General features: G+C 57.4%; 19 protein-coding genes and 1 pseudogene. 5 read left to right on the top strand and 15 right to left on the bottom strand.

Features of this window, described 5'->3' with window-relative positions:
• Positions 1-445: 445 nt before the first annotated feature.
• The 3 genes from EI969_RS12435 (at position 446) to EI969_RS12425 (ending at position 3,910) form a co-directional block, all read left to right on the top strand.
• Complete coding sequence (locus EI969_RS12435; protein WP_160388072.1) at positions 446-1,780, top strand: MFS transporter; 1,335 nt, start codon at positions 446-448, stop codon at positions 1,778-1,780.
• Between the two features lie 141 nt (positions 1,781-1,921).
• Positions 1,922-3,112, top strand: a complete 1,191-nt coding sequence (locus tag EI969_RS12430; protein ID WP_371925935.1) for an OprD family porin — start codon at positions 1,922-1,924, stop codon at positions 3,110-3,112.
• An 84-nt stretch (positions 3,113-3,196) separates the two neighbouring features.
• Complete coding sequence (locus EI969_RS12425; RefSeq protein ID WP_160388070.1) at positions 3,197-3,910, top strand: GntR family transcriptional regulator; 714 nt, start codon at positions 3,197-3,199, stop codon at positions 3,908-3,910.
• 9 nt (positions 3,911-3,919) lie between these two features.
• Here the strand turns inward: EI969_RS12425 and EI969_RS12420 are convergent, their stop codons facing one another.
• The 13 genes and pseudogenes from EI969_RS12420 to EI969_RS30530 all read right to left on the bottom strand — a co-directional run bounded on the left by EI969_RS12420 (position 3,920) and on the right by EI969_RS30530 (position 16,340).
• Complete coding sequence (locus tag EI969_RS12420) at positions 3,920-4,870, bottom strand: PDR/VanB family oxidoreductase (RefSeq protein ID WP_160388069.1); 951 nt, start codon at positions 4,868-4,870, stop codon at positions 3,920-3,922.
• A 73-nt stretch (positions 4,871-4,943) separates the two neighbouring features.
• A complete protein-coding gene (locus EI969_RS12415; RefSeq protein WP_160388068.1) occupies positions 4,944-6,002 on the bottom strand; it encodes an aromatic ring-hydroxylating dioxygenase subunit alpha in 1,059 nt (352 codons plus the stop codon).
• A gap of 60 nt (positions 6,003-6,062) precedes the next feature.
• Positions 6,063-6,287, bottom strand: a pseudogene (locus EI969_RS30535) (hypothetical protein); the annotation flags it as partial.
• Positions 6,288-6,364: 77 nt separating this feature from the next.
• The gene (locus EI969_RS12410) at positions 6,365-7,192 is read right to left on the bottom strand and encodes a nitrilase-related carbon-nitrogen hydrolase (protein WP_160388067.1); all 828 of its coding nucleotides are present in this window, start codon (positions 7,190-7,192) and stop codon (positions 6,365-6,367) included.
• 78 nt (positions 7,193-7,270) lie between these two features.
• Positions 7,271-8,488, bottom strand: a complete 1,218-nt coding sequence (locus EI969_RS12405) for a Xaa-Pro peptidase family protein (protein WP_160388066.1) — start codon at positions 8,486-8,488, stop codon at positions 7,271-7,273.
• Between the two features lie 165 nt (positions 8,489-8,653).
• A complete protein-coding gene (locus EI969_RS12400) occupies positions 8,654-9,556 on the bottom strand; it encodes a polyprenyl synthetase family protein (protein WP_160388065.1) in 903 nt (300 codons plus the stop codon).
• 16 nt (positions 9,557-9,572) lie between these two features.
• Positions 9,573-10,826 (bottom strand): APC family permease, encoded by a 1,254-nt coding sequence (locus tag EI969_RS12395; protein ID WP_160388064.1) that lies wholly within the window; start codon positions 10,824-10,826, stop codon positions 9,573-9,575.
• Between the two features lie 6 nt (positions 10,827-10,832).
• Positions 10,833-11,033 (bottom strand): hypothetical protein, encoded by a 201-nt coding sequence (locus tag EI969_RS12390; protein ID WP_160388063.1) that lies wholly within the window; start codon positions 11,031-11,033, stop codon positions 10,833-10,835.
• A 169-nt stretch (positions 11,034-11,202) separates the two neighbouring features.
• Positions 11,203-12,231 (bottom strand): helix-turn-helix transcriptional regulator, encoded by a 1,029-nt coding sequence (locus EI969_RS12385; protein WP_160388062.1) that lies wholly within the window; start codon positions 12,229-12,231, stop codon positions 11,203-11,205.
• Positions 12,232-12,497: 266 nt separating this feature from the next.
• Entirely contained in the window at positions 12,498-13,448 is a 951-nt protein-coding gene (locus tag EI969_RS12380) for a LysR family transcriptional regulator (RefSeq protein ID WP_160388061.1), read from the bottom strand.
• 178 nt (positions 13,449-13,626) lie between these two features.
• A complete protein-coding gene (locus EI969_RS12375) occupies positions 13,627-14,757 on the bottom strand; it encodes an alkene reductase (protein ID WP_178120645.1) in 1,131 nt (376 codons plus the stop codon).
• A 203-nt stretch (positions 14,758-14,960) separates the two neighbouring features.
• Entirely contained in the window at positions 14,961-16,172 is a 1,212-nt protein-coding gene (locus tag EI969_RS12370) for an MFS transporter (RefSeq protein ID WP_160388059.1), read from the bottom strand.
• A gap of 45 nt (positions 16,173-16,217) precedes the next feature.
• A complete protein-coding gene (locus EI969_RS30530) occupies positions 16,218-16,340 on the bottom strand; it encodes a hypothetical protein (RefSeq protein WP_256678306.1) in 123 nt (40 codons plus the stop codon).
• Positions 16,341-16,439: 99 nt separating this feature from the next.
• Here EI969_RS30530 and EI969_RS12365 point away from each other — a divergent pair, with 99 nt between their 5' ends.
• A complete protein-coding gene (locus EI969_RS12365; RefSeq protein ID WP_160388058.1) occupies positions 16,440-17,333 on the top strand; it encodes a LysR family transcriptional regulator in 894 nt (297 codons plus the stop codon).
• A 92-nt stretch (positions 17,334-17,425) separates the two neighbouring features.
• Here EI969_RS12365 and EI969_RS12360 read toward each other — a convergent pair whose 3' ends face one another.
• On the bottom strand, positions 17,426-18,010 hold the full coding sequence (locus EI969_RS12360; protein ID WP_160388057.1) for a hypothetical protein: 585 nt from the start codon (positions 18,008-18,010) through the stop codon (positions 17,426-17,428).
• 400 nt (positions 18,011-18,410) lie between these two features.
• Entirely contained in the window at positions 18,411-18,710 is a 300-nt protein-coding gene (locus tag EI969_RS12355) for a hypothetical protein (RefSeq protein WP_160388056.1), read from the bottom strand.
• A gap of 188 nt (positions 18,711-18,898) precedes the next feature.
• Here EI969_RS12355 and argP point away from each other — a divergent pair, with 188 nt between their 5' ends.
• Positions 18,899-19,831: an HTH-type transcriptional regulator ArgP gene (gene argP / locus EI969_RS12350; RefSeq protein ID WP_160388055.1), complete on the top strand. Its 933-nt coding sequence runs from the start codon at positions 18,899-18,901 to the stop codon at positions 19,829-19,831.
• Positions 19,832-20,004: the final 173 nt, after the last annotated feature.

The following is a 20,004-nucleotide window of genomic DNA, read 5'->3' as shown; positions in this document are numbered from 1 at the left end:
CTCTAATGACAACCCAATCCGCTATTGTCGAGGTGGTTCAAGAAACCGATCCCGCACTTTTCTGATCTTTGGGCGAAGCGTCACCACCGGCTACCGGTGCAACATTCTGAACCGTAGATGCCGCACATTGGATCCTTTACCACTAAAAACACATGCCGTCCGATAATCGAACGATTTATTAACATCGATAACTATTTGGTTTTAAACGAATTACTATAGAAAATAGAAAACCAAACGATAAATAATCAATCAATCTACTTTTCAATGGATCCATAAATTGATTGACTGGCACTGCACGGTGTCAGGTACAACGCCTGCCCGCTCATAAAAATAACAAGGGTGTCGGGATGAATGAGTTCTCAATCGGGATCGAGCTTCGGCTTGCACCCAGCTTCGTATGCCTTCCTCGCTTTGCCGTTATGCAGCCTCTTCTCGAGGGGCAGCCATGAGTGTCGATCTGAAGAGCGTGGTAGATGAACGTGCCATGGCGCGCTTCCAATGGCTGGCCGTGGGCATCTGTATTGTCCTGAACATGATCGATGGCTTCGACGTGCTGGTGATGGCCTTCACGGCGTCCTCGGTGTCTGCCGAATGGGGCTTGAATGGCGCGCAGATCGGATTGCTGTTGAGTGCCGGATTGTTCGGCATGGCGGCAGGCTCGCTGTTCATTGCGCCGTGGGCGGATCGTTATGGACGTCGGCCATTGATCCTGTTTTGCCTGCTGCTTTCGGGCATCGGCATGCTGTTGTCGGCCCTGAGCCAGACGCCGCTCCAACTGGCGCTGCTGCGTGGCTTTACCGGCCTGGGTATCGGCGGAATCCTGGCCAGCAGCAACGTGATTGCCAGCGAATATGCCAACAAGCGCTGGCGCGGGCTGGCGGTGAGCCTGCAGTCCACCGGTTATGCCTTGGGCGCGACCCTGGGCGGGCTATTGTCGGTGTGGCTGCTGACGCACTTTGGCTGGCGCTCAGTGTTCATCTTCGGCGGCGTCGTGACCCTGGCGGTGATTCCCCTGGTGTTGCTGTACCTGCCTGAATCGCTGGACTTCCTGATCGCCCGTCGCCCCGCAAATGCCTTGACACGCATCAATCGCCTGGCCGCCCGCCTCGGCCAGCCGGCACTGCGTGAACTGCCCGTCGCCACATCAGTGCCGACGTCAGGCCGTGGCCGCCTGGCGCAGTTGCTCTCGCCGGATTCACGGCGCACCACCCTGCTGATCTGGCTGCTGTTTTTCCTGGTGATGTTCGGCTTCTACTTCGTGATGAGCTGGACGCCGAAGCTGCTGGTCTCGGCTGGGCTATCGGCACAGCAAGGCATCAGCGGCGGCGTGCTGCTGAGCGTAGGCGGCATCTTCGGCGGCGCACTGATTGGCGGCCTGGCCTCGCGCTGGCGGCTGACCCGGGTGCTGTCGCTGTTCATGCTCATTACCGCGGGCTTGCTGGTGCTGTTCGTCGGCTCCGCTTCATCAGTATCCATGGCACTCGGCCTGGGTCTGCTGATCGGCCTGTTCGCCAACGGTTGCGTGGCCGGCCTGTACGCGCTGTCGCCGATCGTCTACGACGCCTCAGTGCGTACCACGGGGGTCGGTTGGGGGATCGGTATCGGGCGCATCGGCGCGATCCTGTCGCCCACCGTTGCCGGTCTATTGCTCGACAGCGGTTGGCAGCCACTGCACCTGTATGGGGTGTTTGCCGTGGTCTTCGTGATTGCCGCCGCCGTGTTGCTGCAACTGCGGCCCAAGGCCCAAACACAACCAGGTGCCGAGCCTGTCCAGGCCTGAGCCATGCAGATCTGAGCCGCGCAAAACAGTAGCGATGCCCCGCCCTCGCTACTGACAACATCCTCCAGGAAAACAACAATAATGACCTACTTTCCTCTCCCTCCCCGGGCCCTGCTCGGCGGTGCAATAGCGTTTGCCCTGATGCCTTCGGCGTATGCTGAAAGCAACGGTTTTTTCGAAGATTCCAAGACCAGCCTGACCCTGCGCAACTACTATTTCAATCGTGACTTCAACGATCCCGGCGCCAGCAAGAGCAAGATAGAAGAATGGGCTCAGGGCGCGATTCTCAAGTTCAGCTCCGGTTATACCCCGGGCGTTGTCGGCTTTGGCCTTGACGGTATCGCGATGCTGGGCGTCAAGCTCGACAGCGCCCCGCAGCGCAGCGGTTCGGAGCTGCTGCCGGTGCACGACGACGGTCGCGCCGCCGACGACTACGGACGCGCGGGGCTGGCGGCAAAAATGCGTATATCCGACACCGAGCTGATGCTCGGCGAGCTCATGCCGGATATTCCTCTGCTGCGCTACGACGACGGACGCCTGCTGCCGCAGACCTTCCAGGGCGCCATGCTGGTGTCCCGGGAGCTTCCCGGCCTGAGCCTGCAGGGCGGTCAATACACCTCGGTGAGCCTGCGCAACTCCTCGGACATGCAAGACCTCTCGGCCTGGGCTGCGCCCACTGTCATGTCGGACGGTTTCAACTATGCGGGTGCCGAATACCGCTTCAACGATCAACAGACCCTGATCGGCGCCTGGCACTCGCAGCTCGAAGACATCTATCAGCAAAACTATCTGAACCTGCTACACAAACAGAAGCTCGGTGACTGGACCCTCGGCGCGAACCTGGGTTATTTCATCGACAAGGATGACGGCAGCGCCCTGATCGGCCATGTGCAAAGCCATACCGCCTACGGACTGTTCTCTGCCAACCTGGGTGGCCATACCCTGTACCTGGGGCTGCAAAAGGTCAGCGGCGATACCGGCTGGATGTCGGTGTATGGCAGCAGCGGGCGGACCCTGGGCAACGACATGTTCAACGGTAACTTCAGTAACGCCGACGAGCGCTCCTGGCAGGCGCGCTATGACTACAACTTCGTCGCCGTCGGCATTCCCGGCCTGCTGCTGATGACCCGCTATGGTCACGGCGACAACGCCACCACCAAGGCAGGCAGCAATGGCAAGGAATGGGAACGTGACACCGAAGTCAGCTACACCCTGCAAAGCGGCCCACTGAAAAACCTCAGTGTACGGGTCAACAACGCCACCAACCGGCGCAGTTTCAACAGCGACTTCGATCAGACCCGCGTCATCGTCAGCTACCCCCTCTCCCTCTGATCCTCCCGCCAGGGGCGCTCGTCGCCCCTGTATCTCTGCCCTCCTTGCGTTACTATGGCGAACCAACTTCTGGAAGTCGCCTGCATGAGCAAACCGGGTCAAATGGTGCTGGTCGCACTGCGCAAAATGATTGCCTCGGGCGAACTGGCGGCCGGCGAACGACTGATGGAGATTCCGACGGCGGAACGCTTCGGCGTCTCGCGCATGCCGGTGCGCATGGCCTTCCTCACCCTGGAACAGGAAGGTTTGCTGGTGCGCCATGGTGGCCGGGGCTATCAGGTGCGCTCAGTGAGTGCCGACGATATCGCTGGCGCCGTGGAGGTGCGCGGAGTGCTGGAGGGTTTGGCTGCGCGGCAGAGCGCCGAACGTGGCTTGAGTGAGCAAGCACAGACGGCGCTGCGCGAATGCCTGGTGCAAGGCGATGCACTGTTCGACAAGGGTTACGTGACGGAAGAAGACCTCGAGGCGTTCCATGACCTCAACATGCGCTTTCACCAGGTGATCGTCGACAGCAGCGCCAACCCGGCGATTGCCGAAGCCCTGGCGCGCAACGACCATCGCCCCTTCGCTTCAGTCTCGGCGCTGGCGATCGATCGTCAGGACATGGCCCGCGAATACCGGCGCTTCAACTTCGCACACATGCAACACCACTCGGTTTTCGACGCGCTGGTCAGCCGCCAGGGCGCTCGCGCTGAAGCCATCATGCGTGAACACGCCAATGCGACACTGCGCTACGCCGAGGTATTCGGTGCGATCAGCAACGGCGACCGGATGAAAGTGATCGCGCGCGGCGAGTGATCGGCCGGTTCAGAGGTCCAGCACCAACAGCTTGGACTTGGCCCTCGAGCAGCAGGGCGTGAACTGATCATTGGCCGCTTGCTCTTCTTCGGTGAGGAACAGGTCACGGTGCTCCGGCACCCCTTCCAGCACCCGGGTCAGGCAGGTGCCGCAGATGCCCTGTTCGCAGGAAAGCGCAATCTCGACACCGTGGCTTTCCAGCACCTGGACCACCGTCTTGTCGGCCGGTATGTCGAACACCTGCCCGCTGCTGCCCAGCTTGACCTGGAACGACCCGTCGGCACTGGTATCCACCGGCGCCGCGGCGAAGTATTCACGGTGCAAGTGCTCGTCGCTCCAGCCCTGGGCCTTGGCGCTGTCGAGCACATGCTGCATGAAACCTGAAGGACCGCAGACGTACAGGTGTACGCCAGGCTGTGGATTGGCCAGGACCCTGGCGGCATCCAGGCGCGAATCGGCTTCTTCGTCGAAATGCAGGTGCACGCGATCGGCAAAGGATGCCCCTTTGAGTCGCTCGACAAACGCTGCGCGCTCACTGGAACGAGCGCAGTAGTGCAGCTCGAAATCGGCACCATTGTGGGCCAGGTGCTCGGCCATGCACAGGATCGGGGTGATGCCGATGCCACCGGCGAACAACAGGCTGCGCCGCCCCTCGGCCACCAGCGGGAACAGGTTGCGCGGCTCACTGATGAACAGCCGATCGCCGCTGTTGATCTGCTCATGAAGACTCTGGGAACCACCGCGCGAGGCTACATCCTTGAGTACGCCGATCAGGTAGCGATGGCGTTCTTGCGGGTGATTGCACAGCGAGTACTGGCGGATCAGCCCGCCGGGCAGGTGCACGTCGATATGGGCACCGGCGCTGAAGCCGGGCAACTCCCCTCCTTGTGCACAGGCCAACTCGTAGCTGCAAATATCCAACGCTTCGTTGTTGCGGGATGTCACGACGACTTCAATCATGGCGCACCTTCAAGACCGGCCACCGCAGTGGCCGGGAACAGTATCAATGGGAGTGGATGGCGTAGCGCTCGAACTAGTTTGCCGTGGCAATCAGCTCGACAACCGGCGCGCGCTCACGGGCGATGATTCGCTCCAGCACGCGCCTGGACTGCACACCACCTGCATCGATATTGAGCTTGAGCAGGTTGCGCTCGGGATTGGCCAGCAGGTTCTTCTGCTGCTGTTCGAGCATGTCGAGGTCTTCGCTGAAGATCTTGCCCTGGCCCTCGCGGATGGTGGCCGTCAGGTCTTCGTCATGAGGATTGAAATTGCGTGCCATGCCCCAGAAGTACCAGATCGACGTCTCGGTTTCCGGAGTGATGAAGTCAACCACGATGCTCGCGGCCTTGTGTTGCGGCTCGGCGTCGTAACCGCCCTTGCCGGCGTGGGCCACGCCCACCTCGATCAACACGTGGCTGGGTGGGCTGAAGCGGCAGATCTGCCAACGGTCTACCGGCACGTCGTCAGCCAGATTGTTGCCACGCAGGGCCATGCGCCAGAACGGCGGCGCCATGATGTTTTCCATGTGCCGCGCGGTAACCACCTCGTCACCTTCGACAGTGGTAATCGGTGCCGCTTCATCGATCTCTTTCTGGCCGATGCTCGAGGCGTGCACGTAGGTTTCGTGGGTGAGGTCCATCAGGTTATCGATCATCAATCGATAATCGCAATTGATGTGGAACAGCCCCCCGCCATACGCCCACTCATCGCTGACAGCCCACTCCAGATGATGGATCAGTGCAGGGTCAGCCTTGTCCTGCTCCCCGGGCCAGACCCAGATGAAACCGTAGCGCTCTTCAACGGCGTAAGTCTTGTTGCACGGAAAGCCCCGTACGCGCTGACCGGGCATTTCGACGGTCTTGCCATCACAACCCATGACCAGGCCGTGGTAGCCGCAGACCAGGTTGCCGTTTTCAACATAACCCAATGAAAGGGGGGCGCCGCGGTGTGGGCAAAAATCTTCGACGGCGGCAACGCGCCCTTCTTGTCCACGATAGAAAACGATTTTCTCACCGCATATCTGCCGCCCCAGTGGCCTGGAAGCAATCTCGTCAGGGGTGCAGGCGACATACCAGGTGTTTTTCGGATACATAGGATTCTCCGGACAGGCTTGTTTTTATGGATCCAGTAAATCGGATTATTCCCATACACGTCAAGCTTTTCGCCGGAATATAAATATTAATGGATCCATTAAATCCCAAACCGAGACCTTCACCGTTCGAATCGTGGCTCTGTTCTCAAGCCGGTGTGTGGTATTCCTGTCTTCGGGCCAACCTATTCACGGCCCATATGCCGTGGCGAATCCATTTGGATGGTCGGTGATCGCGCCTCGCAGTCTGTAGACACTGCCTGTTCGGTCTTCACGGTTGTGAATCGGCCAGGTTCGTCCCGTTTTCTGCCCCTCGTGAAAGGCAAGAATCCACAGCCAAAAGCGGTCACTCACAAGTGTCCGTTTCACCCGGGAATGACGCTGACTGTGTTGACGACGCCGTCTTCGCTAGTGGCCCGTTCGATGCCCAGTGGAGTGGCACGTCGGTCTCGCAAATAGCGATAATTCTTTCGGCTCTCTTCAATCAGCCCGCGCTCCAGCGTGGCACGGACAGGATGTCCATCGATGGATTCGACCAACACATTTCCGAACGGATCGACGGCGACACTCTCGCCAGGAAACGACAGGCCCTTGCCTTCACCAATGCGGTTCACCAAAACGGCAAAGCATTGGTTTTCCATGGCGCGGCTGATCACGGCGCGTCGGTGTACGGGGCCGTAGGGGTTCATGTTGCCATCCAGCACGAGAATGAGGTCGGCGTCCAACAGGGCCAACGAGCGAGCGGTCTCCGGAAACTCGATGTCATAGCAGATGAGCACTCCTACGCGTAACGAGCCAATTTCACAGATCGAATACTGCGAGCCGGCATCGAAAACGCCCCAGTCCGTATCGGGCCAGAGATGAGTCTTGCGGTATTTGAGGGCAATGCGCCCCGATCCATCGACCAGCAACGCGGTGTTATACGCCCGCCCGTCAGCCACCTCGCAAAAACCGAAAGCGATGGCAGTATTGCTATTGCGTGCCGCCTCCTGAATGAGTCGGATGGGCTTGCCACGGGTCGTCAGCCCAACGGTGCCAATCTCATCCTTGGTGGGAAAACCTGAGAGCGTCGTCTCCGGAAACACGATTAAATCCGTATCGATCGGAGCATTGCGGATCATTGACAGCATGTTGCTCAGGTTGATGTCGACCTGGGCGTCCGCGATGGGCAGTTGTGCCAGCAAAATGTTCATGGAAGCCTCCCTAAAAAAGGGCACCGCACCTGGGTCGATGGAGCGGTGCCCTGAAACGTCAAACAATGCGACTGTCGATCAGAACCAGAAAACGGGGGTCGTCGTCAGCAACTCGATTCCAGTCCGGGTTACGATGAAGTTCTGCTCCCACCCAACGCTGCCGACACCTTTTCGTGTCATGAAGGACTCTCCGGAGGCGACCATCCCTTCTTCGAAAATATCGTCCGCCGTGACCGAGTCCCGGTTGATGATCGGGTGTTCCCACATGGAGCCATTGCCGTGGCCAAAGTACGGCCATTGCTTGGCGGCCAGATCCTCTTCTTCGGCCACGCGTGCCTGCACGCGCTCGGCCTCGCCCACCACGTCGAGCACCCGGGCGCCGTGTTTCACGGAGTTCATCACCGCCTCCGTGATGGCGTAAGAGTCGATCAGCAGCGAGCGCTGCTCCGGGGTCGGCTTGCCGCCGCAAACCAGCGAGCGTCCGGGGTCGAGCCAGTACCCCTGATGGGTCGGCCCATAGATCCAGGTCCGGACCATATCGCCCTTGCTCGGCGCGCCCATGGAATACCCGTACATGGGATCACGCTCGAAGAACTGACTGTCCTCGTCGTTGCCGAAATTCACTGGAATCCGCAGCCAGCCTCCCCCACGCCGGGTAAGTTCATAAGCGCCCTCTGCCGCCGCCTCGGCCGCAGTCTTGCCTGCGTAAAGGCTGTCGCACACGCGGTACAAGGCGCTGGAGACCATCTGTCCCGCCTCGCGAAACATGTCCAGTTCTCGCGGGCTCTTGATCCGGCGGCAACGGCGGATCAGGTTATCGTCATACTCGAAGTGGATACCAGGCGTCTGTTCCGCGAGCTGACTGGCGTACTTCATCGGCAGATTGTCGGACCCGACGAACACGACGCTGCGACGCGGCTTGCGCGCGTTCAGAGCCTTGGCGACGCTGCTGATCGGGTCGTCACTGAAGAAATAATCGCCGCAGCGCACCATACGACGACGCACTGTCGCCACGTCGGCATGCAGTTCAGGTTTCTTTCCAGGCTCCAATATCACACAGCAGAAACCTCGTGCGTTCCAGATTGGAGAATCCGGTTCCTGGCCAGAGTGTTCCGACCAGAAGTTGGTCAGCCAAAGTGTTTCCATGGCCCGCTCATAATGACCAGCTGTCTTGCCCCAGACAATGGCCAACTCATAACCCTGCTGGCGCATTTCATCTTCCACTTTTCTCCAGCGATCTTCATATTCATCCACTGGAAAATAACCGTCAGGGTAATTCATTCTTTCGATAGTCATCACGATTACCTCAATCTTTGTTTTTATACATAAGTGCGCCGAATACTGATCAGCGTTCGAGCGCCGTAGCCGTCATATTCAACCCATGACAGGAGAATTCAAATACTGCAAATCTGCACTATTGCTATCGTTGTTAAATTAACCAGGGAACGAAATTTCGTATCGCTAGAGGTCGCGTTCCACGACAACATGTGCAAGTTGTCGAAGTGCATCGGCTTCTGGGCCAAATGCATCCAGTGCCGTTAATGCCTCCCGCAGAAGTTGCCAGGCATATTGCTGCGCCCCTTCCAATCCCAATGAAGAAACAGCGGTGGACTTGTCAGCGTGCTGGTCCGCGTGAACCGCTTTCCCCAGGGCAACCCGATCTCCGACGATATCCAGAATGTCGTCGCGCACTTGAAAGGCCCTGCCGATCTGTTCGGCGTATTTTCTCAAGGCAACGAAGCGATTGGTTTCCACGCTTGCTCCACTCGCCATTGCGCCCAGCACGACGCTGGCCTCGATCAATGCGCCGGTTTTCAAACGCTGCATTTCGGCGACTTGCTCCAAAGTCGGTCGGGTACCGGCCAGCGCCATGTCGAGAAACTGGCCGCCTGCAAGACCGGCGGGGCCAGCCGCCCTGGCCATGACCGCCACCATTTGCAGGCGAATCCCGGCACTCACCGCTGATGGCTGCGCCAGGGATTCGAACGCCAGTGCCTGCAAGGCATCGCCCGCGATCAAGGCCGTGCTTTCGCCGTAGGCCACATGCAACGCCGGCTTCCCTCTACGAACGAGAGCGTCGTCCAGTGCCGGAAGATCGTCGTGTATCAAGGAATAGGCGTGCATCAGCTCCACCGCGCAAGCGACTCCGTCGGCTGCGTCAAACTGCCCTCCCATGGCTTTACACGCATTGTAAACAAGCATTGGACGCAAACATTTACCCGGTTCAAATACGCCGTAAGCCATGGCGTTATACAGCTTCTCCAGTGAGGAACTTGAGTGTGTCAGTCGTATCCGTAATTCATTGTTCAGACGCGCGCGAAGCATCAAATATCTTTCGTTGTCCATGTTTTTGTGTGTTCGCATCACTGGCTCGCCAGATTTATTCGTTATCCGCGACGGCGGCGCGTAACGTTGATTGCGTATAAGAAGGGGAGGCCCATTTCGAATAAATAACCCAGCCCGCCAGCGCCAGGAAAACAATCATGATCGGCACCGCCCAATTTTCGTACCACGACAGTTCCGGATAACGAGGCCACGAAATATTGACCGTTTCAAATAGAGTCCAACCGGTGGCCGCGAAGATGGTGGGAATACTCAAGATACCCAGAGAGAACGGCCCCTCTCGCCAGTCACCTTTCAATACACTTACACACGCCCCCACCAGCGGGAATGCAAAGGCGAGATAGAATCCGGCAATACTGAACGCCAATAACAGCGGATAAATATTGGTAAAAGACAACATGAACAATAATGCCGACAACCCGCCCGTTAACAGAAAAGCGCGCGTTGGCAATTTGTCGTCCCCACTCAACTGTCGCAGGAAATCCGAGCAGGGAATGGTTCTGTCCCGAGCGAACGCCCAAATGACCCGCGATACCGAAGCCTGAATGCCCAGCATGCACGCTAGAAACCCGATAATGAACAGCACCAGCATGCCCTTGTAGGCGATCTGACCTAAATGAGTGATCAGCGTCACCGTGACAGGGTCGCTTCCCGCAGGGAACTCCAGGGTGGGCAAGGCCAAAATCAGTGAAAACGCCGAGAATGCCACCACCGCGCCAACCGACAGCAGGCAAAACAGCATCGCCTTGGGTACCGCTCGTTCAGGATCCTTGACTTCCTCGGCAACGGCACCGGCGCTTTCAAAACCCACGAATGCCCAACCGCAGTAGGCAATGGCGAGCGCTACTTTTGAAGAGAAAAAGCCGGAGATACCCGGTTCCGGCCAGGCAAAGACTTGAGCGTCGGGCATCAGGATGGACAGCGCGTTGACTTTGAACTCCATCAGCAACAACACGCCGATGCCGACCGAACCGATCACTTCGGCACCAATGCATAGCCAGACGATGGTCGAGAAAATCTTTCGGCCTTGGGTATTACCCCACGTGGCGAATGCGATGAGAAACAGGGCAATCGGCACACTGATCATCTTGTCGGTCGCATCGATGCCAAACAGTTGCGCCACGAATCCCGCGCCGCCAAGGGCTACCGTTGCAATGGTGATCGGCAGCGTGCAGATGTAAGTCCAGCCTGCAAACCAGCCAAAGCGACTGCCGAGCAGGTACTTGGACCACTGATAAATACTGCCCTCATACGGAAATCTCGATACCAGCATGGCGAAGACCAACGCCACCAGTAGTTACCCTGCCATGGCCACCACCAACCCCCACCAGAAGGCAGGACCGACCGTTAAAATGCCGATTCCGAAGATGGAGTAAAGCGCCACAATGGGCGATATGAAGGCAAAAGCCAGGGAGAATGTGGAGGAAAAGTTCAGTTCACGCTGGAGGTGATGACCCTTTTCCTGACAATTGTCCTTGCCAACCGTTGTGCTGTTCATGAGCATACTCCCGCCGCTCGCGTAATACGCGAGTCTTCAAGTTCATATTGTTATCGTTGTAGGCCGGCCGCTGAATGACCGTTGTTGCGGGGATGCGTGCCGAGCCTTGAAGGCGATGTTAGCGCTCGTCACCGACTGTACCAATAGTGCTAATCTGCACTAGCTACCGTTATGGCTGCCCGAACATATGCATCATGAACAAAGAAAATATTTCCCGTTCACTGGTGATATCGAGTTTGGCGTACAACCGCTGTTTATAATTTCTGACCGTTCCCAGACTAAGATCCAGTTTTTCTGCGATCACGGGCATCGAATACCCGCGCAAGGTTTTTTCGACCAGTTGTCGCTCGCGCGGGCTGAGGTGATAAGTATCATAGAATTGTTCGAAGAACTCTTTTACATCCGTTTGTATATACCCTTCGCTTTTCTGTTCGAGAAATACTGCTCTGACGCTCGCAGTAGAAGCGGATACATTCCTGGAATATTCCCAGTGGGCAATCAAGCCTTCAACATGAACCGCTATCAGTTCAGGCTGACTCAATATTAATTCCAATTTTTCTTTTCCGAAGGTATGACCGGTCAAGGCGTGCCATGCGGGGTTTTGGTAGATGACCCTGTTATCACTTCCTAATGTGAGTACGCCGACCTTTCCATTCCCGAACAGGGCACCAAGCCCCTCCATGAACTCCGTTCGCATGTGCGCGGCATGCGCAGCGACGATGATCGGGTACAGGGCGGTGAAAAAGGCGATTTCATCCTCATTGAAGAGGGTGTACTCGCGATCAAAACAGAAACCCAGATACCCCCCACCGATGACAGGCAGCATCAGCGTCAATTCGTCCAGAATCTGCCCCGACTTGAATATTTCATCGTAATAAACATTGGACTCATCCTCGCTTTGCATGAGTGAAAACGTGACCACTGAGGGCACACGATCTTCAGTCACTAGCCGAAGCAGAGGGTCGATCCTATAAAGGTGATTCATGTATTGCGCAACCGCCTCGTGGCTCAAAGACGTATTGACGATGAATTCGGGGGCAGAAAATCTGCTGTACTTGATAGCCAGCCAACGCTCACAATCAATATATTGTCCTAGCGTCTCCAGCACGATGGCATAAAAGCCCTGTTGCCCTACAGCATCAACAACGGTCGCTATTGCTGCCGCCACACGCTTATGATCACGGAAGACTTCATTCATGGGATCTCCGATTCTGCAAATGCCTTATCACTTCAAGCATAGTCCCTTCACAGTGCAGGATGCCCACCAAACCAGTATCCACCGGTGGTGATGAAGTAACGCGTCAGCTACCGACAATCGACCACGCACACATCGGCAATTACCAAGCCACGTTAATTGACACAACGAAATCTGCAATAGTGCAACATGACACCATTGACTTTTTATCAAGAGGCAATACAACGCAGCGATTGAAAAGTTAAGCTCTTAAGCCAACCTCTGCATTTTCAAGTATCACCGTCAGTACCAGAACCACTGAGATCATCCCAATAGGGAGGAACGCCAATCGCGCTGATGAAGTAGTCCCACACCACGCGGACTTTCTGAGAGCGGAGTCGATTCTCGGGGGAAATCAAATGGATCTGGCTTGGCGTCTGCTCAACCGCCCCCTCCCAATCGGGTAAAAGCTGAATGAGCTGTCTGTTCATGAAACTCTCTCTACTGAAGAGCCAGGAAGGAAAAAACACAATCCCCCGCCCCGCGAGCGCCGCCTCTACCAGGACCTGGCCATTGTTGCTTCTGAGCGGCCCATGCACTTCGATGATTTTCACCTTGTCGCTGGCCGGCTTTCTGAAGTACCAGCGCTGCGCCCCACCGGTTCCCTTGTAGACCAGGCACGCGTGGTTCTGCAGATCCTCTGGCGAAGCGGGTTTGCCGTGCTTCGCCAGGTACTCTGCGCTAGCGCACAGCACGTATTGTTGGTCGCAGATTTTCCGCCCAATCAATCCGGAATCCTCCAGGTGCCCCACCCGGAATATGATGTCTGCGCCCTCCTGAACCGGGTCGATAAAGGCATCGGTGACCGTCAGTTCAACGGTCAATTGCGGATACTTGTCATACAGGCCATTCAACAGTTTCACGATATGCAGACTGCCGAACGCAACCGGCGCGTTGATCCGCACCAGGCCACGAATCTCGCCGCCCTTGCCGGTGACTTCCTCATCGGCGGCATCCAGCAACTCCAATACTTCGCGGATCTGCACGTAATAACGCTCGCCCGCTTCCGTCAGTTTGACGGCGCGAGTATTGCGATACAGCAGCTGCTGGCCCACCTCCCGTTCCAGCGCCGCGATGAAGCGTGAAACGGAGGACGCAGGGACGCGAAAGTGTCGCGCCGTCGCCGAGAAACTGCCGGTCACCGCAACCATGGCAAAGTATCGGTGCGCTTTGAGGTGCATAGGGGAAATCTCCAACAGAAGGCGCCGTGGAGCTGTACTAAAACAGAACGGCTGCTGATTGTCCTCTCGGACCCGCCTCCCGGACCTGTTTGCATCAGCCATGAAAAAGCAGCCGCACCGAATACCGGTGACGGCTGCCAAAATTTCAGGAAGTGGAACCTTGCCGGTTCGCGACTGCTTACCCTCGATGAGGCGCGTAATCGACATAACCTTCGGCCCCGCCGCCGTAGAAGGTTTCGCGCTTGGCTTCTGTCAGAGGCCAGTTGTTCTGCAGGCGCGCCACCAGATCGGGGTTGCTGATGTAAGCGGTACCAAACGCAGCGAGGTCGATGATGCCGTCGTTGATCAGGTCTTGCGCACGTTGGCGCGACATACCGCCAGCCAGAATGAGCGCCGTGCCGGGCAATCTTGATTTCATGGTCGACAGCAAATTGATAAAAGTCGCTTTCGGTCCGCCACCGCTACCCACAGTACCCGGGGCAGGAAATCCGGACTGATCCATGACATGAACATAGGCCAGCTGCCGAGCGCCAATCTCTGTGGCAAGCGCGGTGTAGGTTTCATCGATCTGTTCATACAACGGCATATCGAACAGTTGACCATAGGGCGAAATACGGATGCCCACACGGCCGGCGCCAATCCGCGCAACCACGGCGTCGATGACTTGCAGGGTGAAGCGCAGGCGATTTTCCAACTGATCGGCGGAGTATTGATCGGTTCGATCATTGACCAGCGGATTCATGAACTGCTCGAACAGATAGCCATTGGCACCATGAATTTCGACGCCATCAAAACCTGCCTCGATCGCATTTTCGGCCGCCTGCGCGAACTCACCGACGATCCGCGAAACCTCGGCCGTTGTCAGCTGGCGTGGCGCCGGTGGCGCTACCAACGCCGGTTTGCCGTCAGCGTCGTAGCCGAAAGCCGTCGCGCCAACCGCTTGCTTCGACGTGGCACTCACCGGCAGTTTCCCGCCCTCCTGGATCGACGGATGCGAAACACGACCCACGTGCCAGATTTGCGCAAACATCTTGCCACCCACGGCATGCACCGAGTGGGTGGTGAGGCGCCATCCAGCGATTTGCTCGGTGGTGAAGATCCCCGGATTGAAGAGGTAGCCCTGACCTTCACGGGATATCGGCGTGCCCTCGCTGACAATCAAGCCTGCGGTGGCGCGTTGCGCGTAGTACAACGCCACTCGCTCATCGGCGACATCATCGGGTGCGCGAGAGCGGGTCAAAGGCGCCATGACGATACGATTTTTGAGCGTGGTGTCGCCCATGCTGAATTCTTCGAAGAGTTTCGACATTGGAGTTTCCATATTTGATCGAGGGAGGGACGATCAGCTGAGCGACAGGTAAAAAGCTGTCTTTGACTCACGCCAAAAGTCTGATGAGTTGCAGCGATGGATCGATGCTAACTTCGGACTCCTGGCGCAACAATCCTCTCGAATCGCAAATGACTTTTGCTTTTTTAGCAACGCATGGAGGGTTGGGTCAAACCTGTCTTCCATCAAACCTGGTTTCGCGATGTGAAAAAAGCCAGCACTGCGGCGAGTACCAGCAAGACTGCGCTTGCGAGAAAGGTCATGCGATAGCCGCTCCCGTCGAACAGCAGCCCGCCGAGGGTCGAACCCAGCGCAATGGATAGCTGAATGACTGCCACCATCAGGCCGCCACCGGCCTCGGCATCCTTGGGCAACGCCTTGGCCAGCCACGACCACCACCCCACTGGCGCTGCCGTCGCGATCAGGCCCCACAGCCCCAGCAATACAAAAGCTGCCACGACTCCTGTGCCAAGGACTATCAAGGAAAGTGCAATGGCGGCCATCAAGAGTGGAATGCAGACCAGGACGCGATACATGCCGGTTTTCAGGAAAGTGCCGATCAGGATGGTCCCGACAAAACCCGCCACGCCTATGACCAGCAGGATCATCGACAACATGGAAACCTCTACACCCGTGACGGTCTCCAGGAACGGGCGCAGATAGGTGAACAATACAAACTGCCCCATGAAGAAAATCCCCACACTCAACATGCCGAAACTGACCAATGGGCTCCTGAACAATCGAAAGACATTGCCATCCCCCGCTTTGCGCGGCGCCGCCTTCATGCCTGGCAGGCTGATCCACTGCCAGATCAACGCGATGATCGCTACCGGAATCAGGCAGAAGAAAGCACCCCGCCAGCCGATGACACTCCCCAGATAGCTTCCCAGTGGTGCGGCCACTACGGTTGCCAAGGCATTGCCGCCGTTGAAGATTGCCAGAGCCTTGGGCACGCTAAGGGGCGGTACCAGGCGCATGGCCATGGCCGCCGACATCGACCAGAACCCGCCGATCACCACGCCGATCAGCGCACGACCAATCATGTACACCGTATAGTTCGGCGCCAGACCGACCACCAACCCCGACACGCACATGATCGCGGTCAGTAGCAGCAACAGCGTCTTGCGGTCCATCGAGCCCGCAAGCCTGGAAATCGAAAGGCTTGTCAGCACCGCGAACGCGCCGGAGATGGCGATCCCATACCCGGCCAGTCCTTCACTGATTTGCAGATCCGCTGCGATCGGCGTGAGCAAACTGACGGGCATGAACTCCGAAGCGATCAGCGCGAATACGCACAGCGTCATCGCAAAAATGCCACTCCAGTGAGCCGGCAGTTCCGCAGTGCCCGGCATGCCGAGGGCATCACCTGCCGGAGTGTCGAATACTTGAGCCGTCATTTAAAAACCTCTCTTCCAATCGTTGTTGGCTGAAGCACTGGCGTTTCAGCCAACCACCGTCAGGTCGTACATGCTGACGTCGGTGGCCTTTACGAAGTCGCGCCGATCAAGCCCGGGAGGGGTCAAGGCTTCTACAGTCCCAAGGAGGGTTACAGCTGTCTCGCTCATCATCAGTACTCCGTTCCAGATAGGTGACAGAGCTTGACGGATTCGAGATACCCTGATTAGTAGGCATAATCTTCATGTAGTTTTGAGAAAAACTCAGCAATGGCCAATACCAAAGTCAACGACCTCCAGGCTTTTCTGGCAGTGGCGCGCGATCAAAGCTTTACCAAAGCCGCCGCCAAACTGGGCATTACGCCTTCTGCGCTGAGTCATACGATCCGGGCACTTGAACAAAGACTGGGGATACGTCTGCTGGCCCGCACGACACGCAATGTGTCGCCGACAGAAGCGGGAGAACGGTTGATGCGCTCGATCACCCCGCTTTTTGACCAGATCGCTGTTGAGCTTGAAGCCTTGAGCGAATTACGGGACAAGCCCAGTGGCACGATTCGTATTTCCTGCACTGACGATCAGATAGAGTTGTGCATTCGGCCGATGCTTGCCGGCTTCCTGAAGAATTACCCGGATATCACACTGGAGTTCTACGTCGACTATGGATTCACCAACGTGGTCGAGGAACGCTTCGATGCCGGCATTCGCATGGGCGAATCGATCAGCAAGGACATGATTGCGGTTCGCATAGGACCGGATTGGCGGTTGGCGGTGGTGGGATCTGCGGCGTATTTCGAACATCACCCGGTACCCGCCACACCTCATGAGTTGACTGCCCATGACTGCGTCAATATCCGTCACCGGCCATCAGGGGCGATTTACGCCTGGGAGTTTGAACGAGATGGCCAGGCGTTTACGGTCAAGGCAGACGGGCAACTCGTTTTCAACAGCATCATGCATGTTCTCAATGCCGCCCTGGATGGCGTTGGTCTGGCCTACGTACCAGAGCAATTGGTCGCACCGTACCTGGCCGACGGCCGACTCAAGGAAGTCCTGGCCGACTGGTGTCCCGAGTTTCAGGGCTACCATTTGTACTACCCCAACAGACGCCAGCCATCTGCGGCCTTTTCTGCGTTTGTGGAGGCGCTGCGATATAGACGCTGAGCCTTGTGTACCGGCGCGCGGGGCCAGAAGCGGTCACTCCAACCGACCCGGTCAGGAAAAAACCATTGCACAACGCCGGCTGTCCTTCTGAGTCAGTCCGCTATAAGGGTGAAGTACTCGACCGCAAAATAGCCGAGCTGATAGATCAGGCTAAACAGTGCAAGTGCCAGTTGTACTCGACGCCGCTTCTGTGTGATGCCAATCAACACGATGCCCAGCATGATGACGGTATGGGCGGTATACGCCGCTCCCAACGTCTGCCAGCGGGCGTTACCCTTGAGGGAGGTATCGACAAGGTCCATGGCCGTAAGAAGAGCGATGAGCCCGAAGAACCAGGCACGTCGTTCCAGCAGGTAGTTTTCATAGCTGCCGAACTCTCTCACGTCGGACGGAAACAGCATCGTCGAGACCATGAAGTAGAGGGCGCAAAAGCAAACAATGAAAAAGTAAGACTCGAACGTCCATACCGGTACCTGCGTAAGACGAAACTCCCACCACCAGAACGTCATGATTGAAATGAGCGCCCACACCACCCAGCTCATGTGTATCCAGGACCATCCGAAACGGCGCGGGTGCTCGATGATCGATGCGATCCCCTTGAGCAACGTCGTTATGCCCAGCCCCAGAATGATGCTGAGGACGATGCGGATATGCGAATAGATTTGGTCTGGGGTCATCTCACTGCGCCGAATTTCTGAAGCGTTGCTACGACACTTGGGCGTCGAGTCCTGGGCTTTCAGGAAAAGAACCGACGCAGGTAAGTGCCCGCGTGCACCTATGGGTTGCAACCGCACTGCGATCCATACTGCACAACGACCGCTTTGCCCTTTGGGTCTTAGCGTAGATGGGCATCGATGACGTTATACGGCTTTTTTTCGCAGACGATTCCGTCACCCATCGATTCGGCCCCTTGACAAATCCACAGTAACCCAAGTCCATCCAGAGGGTGAAAAGATGCGCAATGCGTTGGCATTGTTCACGATAGCAACCACCGCCCTCACGGTCAGTGGTGCGGCGCTTGCCGATCCCCCAGGGCAATGCCTTCAGCGATAAATGAGTCACACCCCCCAGGCTCGGCTACCCCACCTTGTGACTCGCAACCGGCTTGCAACGGAATGTCACGAAGGCAACGCCATTAACCGGAAACGACCAGCGCGATTGAATATCCAGAACGCTGATGTCGCTGCCGAGCGAGGTGCACTTGGCGTTCGCCGCCTCAAGCGCAAGGCGGCGGGCTCCGGTTTGTGCGCCGCGTGCCAGCGAAGCGTTCGCCGAGGTCTGATACAACTGGTTATCGAGCTTCAACGCTGGTGTTTGCCAAGCACAACCGGACAGCACTGCAAACGCCGCGATAGCAGCAACAATTTTGAGTGTCATGAGTTTCTCCTGAACTTGATGAGTGAGCGCGAAATCAGTCGCCTGCGCCGACTGGTTCGTGAAACGGCGACTCTGGTGATCAGAGGAGCGATGTCGCCGTGAAGCCATCATCGGCGTTAGCGGTTTCCTGGTTAAGAATAATGAAGTAACTTTCAGCATTGCTTAGCAAAACTTAATGAGGCCGCGCGGTGAAACTCGATGCCAAGCAGTTGCAAGCGTTCCTGGCAGTCGTCGACGACGGCAGTTTTGAGAAGGCCGCAAAGAGGCTCGCGATAACGCCCTCGGCTATTTCCCAGCGAATACACGCGTTGGAGGCCTACCTGGGCAGCCCGCTCGTGGTCCGAGGTCGACCCTGCGAGCCGACCCAGAGGGGACGGAGGCTGTTGCTTTATCTTCGACGCGCAACCGTGCTCGAGGAGGAATTGCTCAACGAGCTCTCGGGCGATCAAGACGAGCACCTACGGGTTGTCATCGCAGCCAACGGCGATACCCTCGCGACCTGGTTTTTCCCCGCTCTAGCGGCCATTTTTGTCAGCGAACGCATACTGCTCGACCTGGTCGTCGATGATCAGGACCATACGTACACGCTGCTCGAAAGTGGTCAGGTCATCGCTTGCATCAGCTCACGTGCGGAACCCATGCGTGGCTGTCTCGCCCTCCATCTGGGTTCTGTTCGCTATCGCCTCGTAGCGTCGCCCGATTTCCAGGCGCGGTGGTTTCCCAACGGACTCACTCGGGAGGCGGCGCACAAGGCCCCCGTGTTTGCTTATTCACGCAAGGACACACTGCAGGATCAGTTCATGCAATCACACTTCGGCCTGCGCGCAGATGCCTATCCTACGCATTACTTGTCACTGCCCGAGGCCCGACTTGAAGCGATTCGCCGCGGCCTGGGCTATGGCATGGTGCCGCAAATACAACTGCGTGATTGGCTAAAAAACCGAGAGCTTGTGGACGTCGCACCGGGGCACTTCACCGACGTGGCGTTGTATTGGCACTCGTGGGCCGTGCAATCCCCGCGTATGCAGGCCCTGTCCCAGCGCAGTGTGGAAACCGCACGGCGCAGACTACTTCTGGAGGGGGGCCCCGCTGCCGGAGGCACTGTTCCAACCCCCACGTGACAGGCAGCAATCGGCCAATTGCGGACAGCACACATCCGCCCTTAACAGCGAAGCATTCCTCGCCAGGCCATAGCGATCCCCGACCATCTCATCGCCGGGCAGGGTTTACTTGGCATAAAAGGTCACTGTATCGGAGTTTATTGTGGAATCTGTGTCTGACTGTCGGCCCCTTC

It is taken from the genome of Pseudomonas sp. PB101 (assembly GCF_009764265.1).
Taxonomy (GTDB): Bacteria; Pseudomonadota; Gammaproteobacteria; order Pseudomonadales; family Pseudomonadaceae; genus Aquipseudomonas.
Note: the sequence above shows the minus strand (reverse complement) of the source record. Positions and strands in the feature narration are given on the sequence as shown.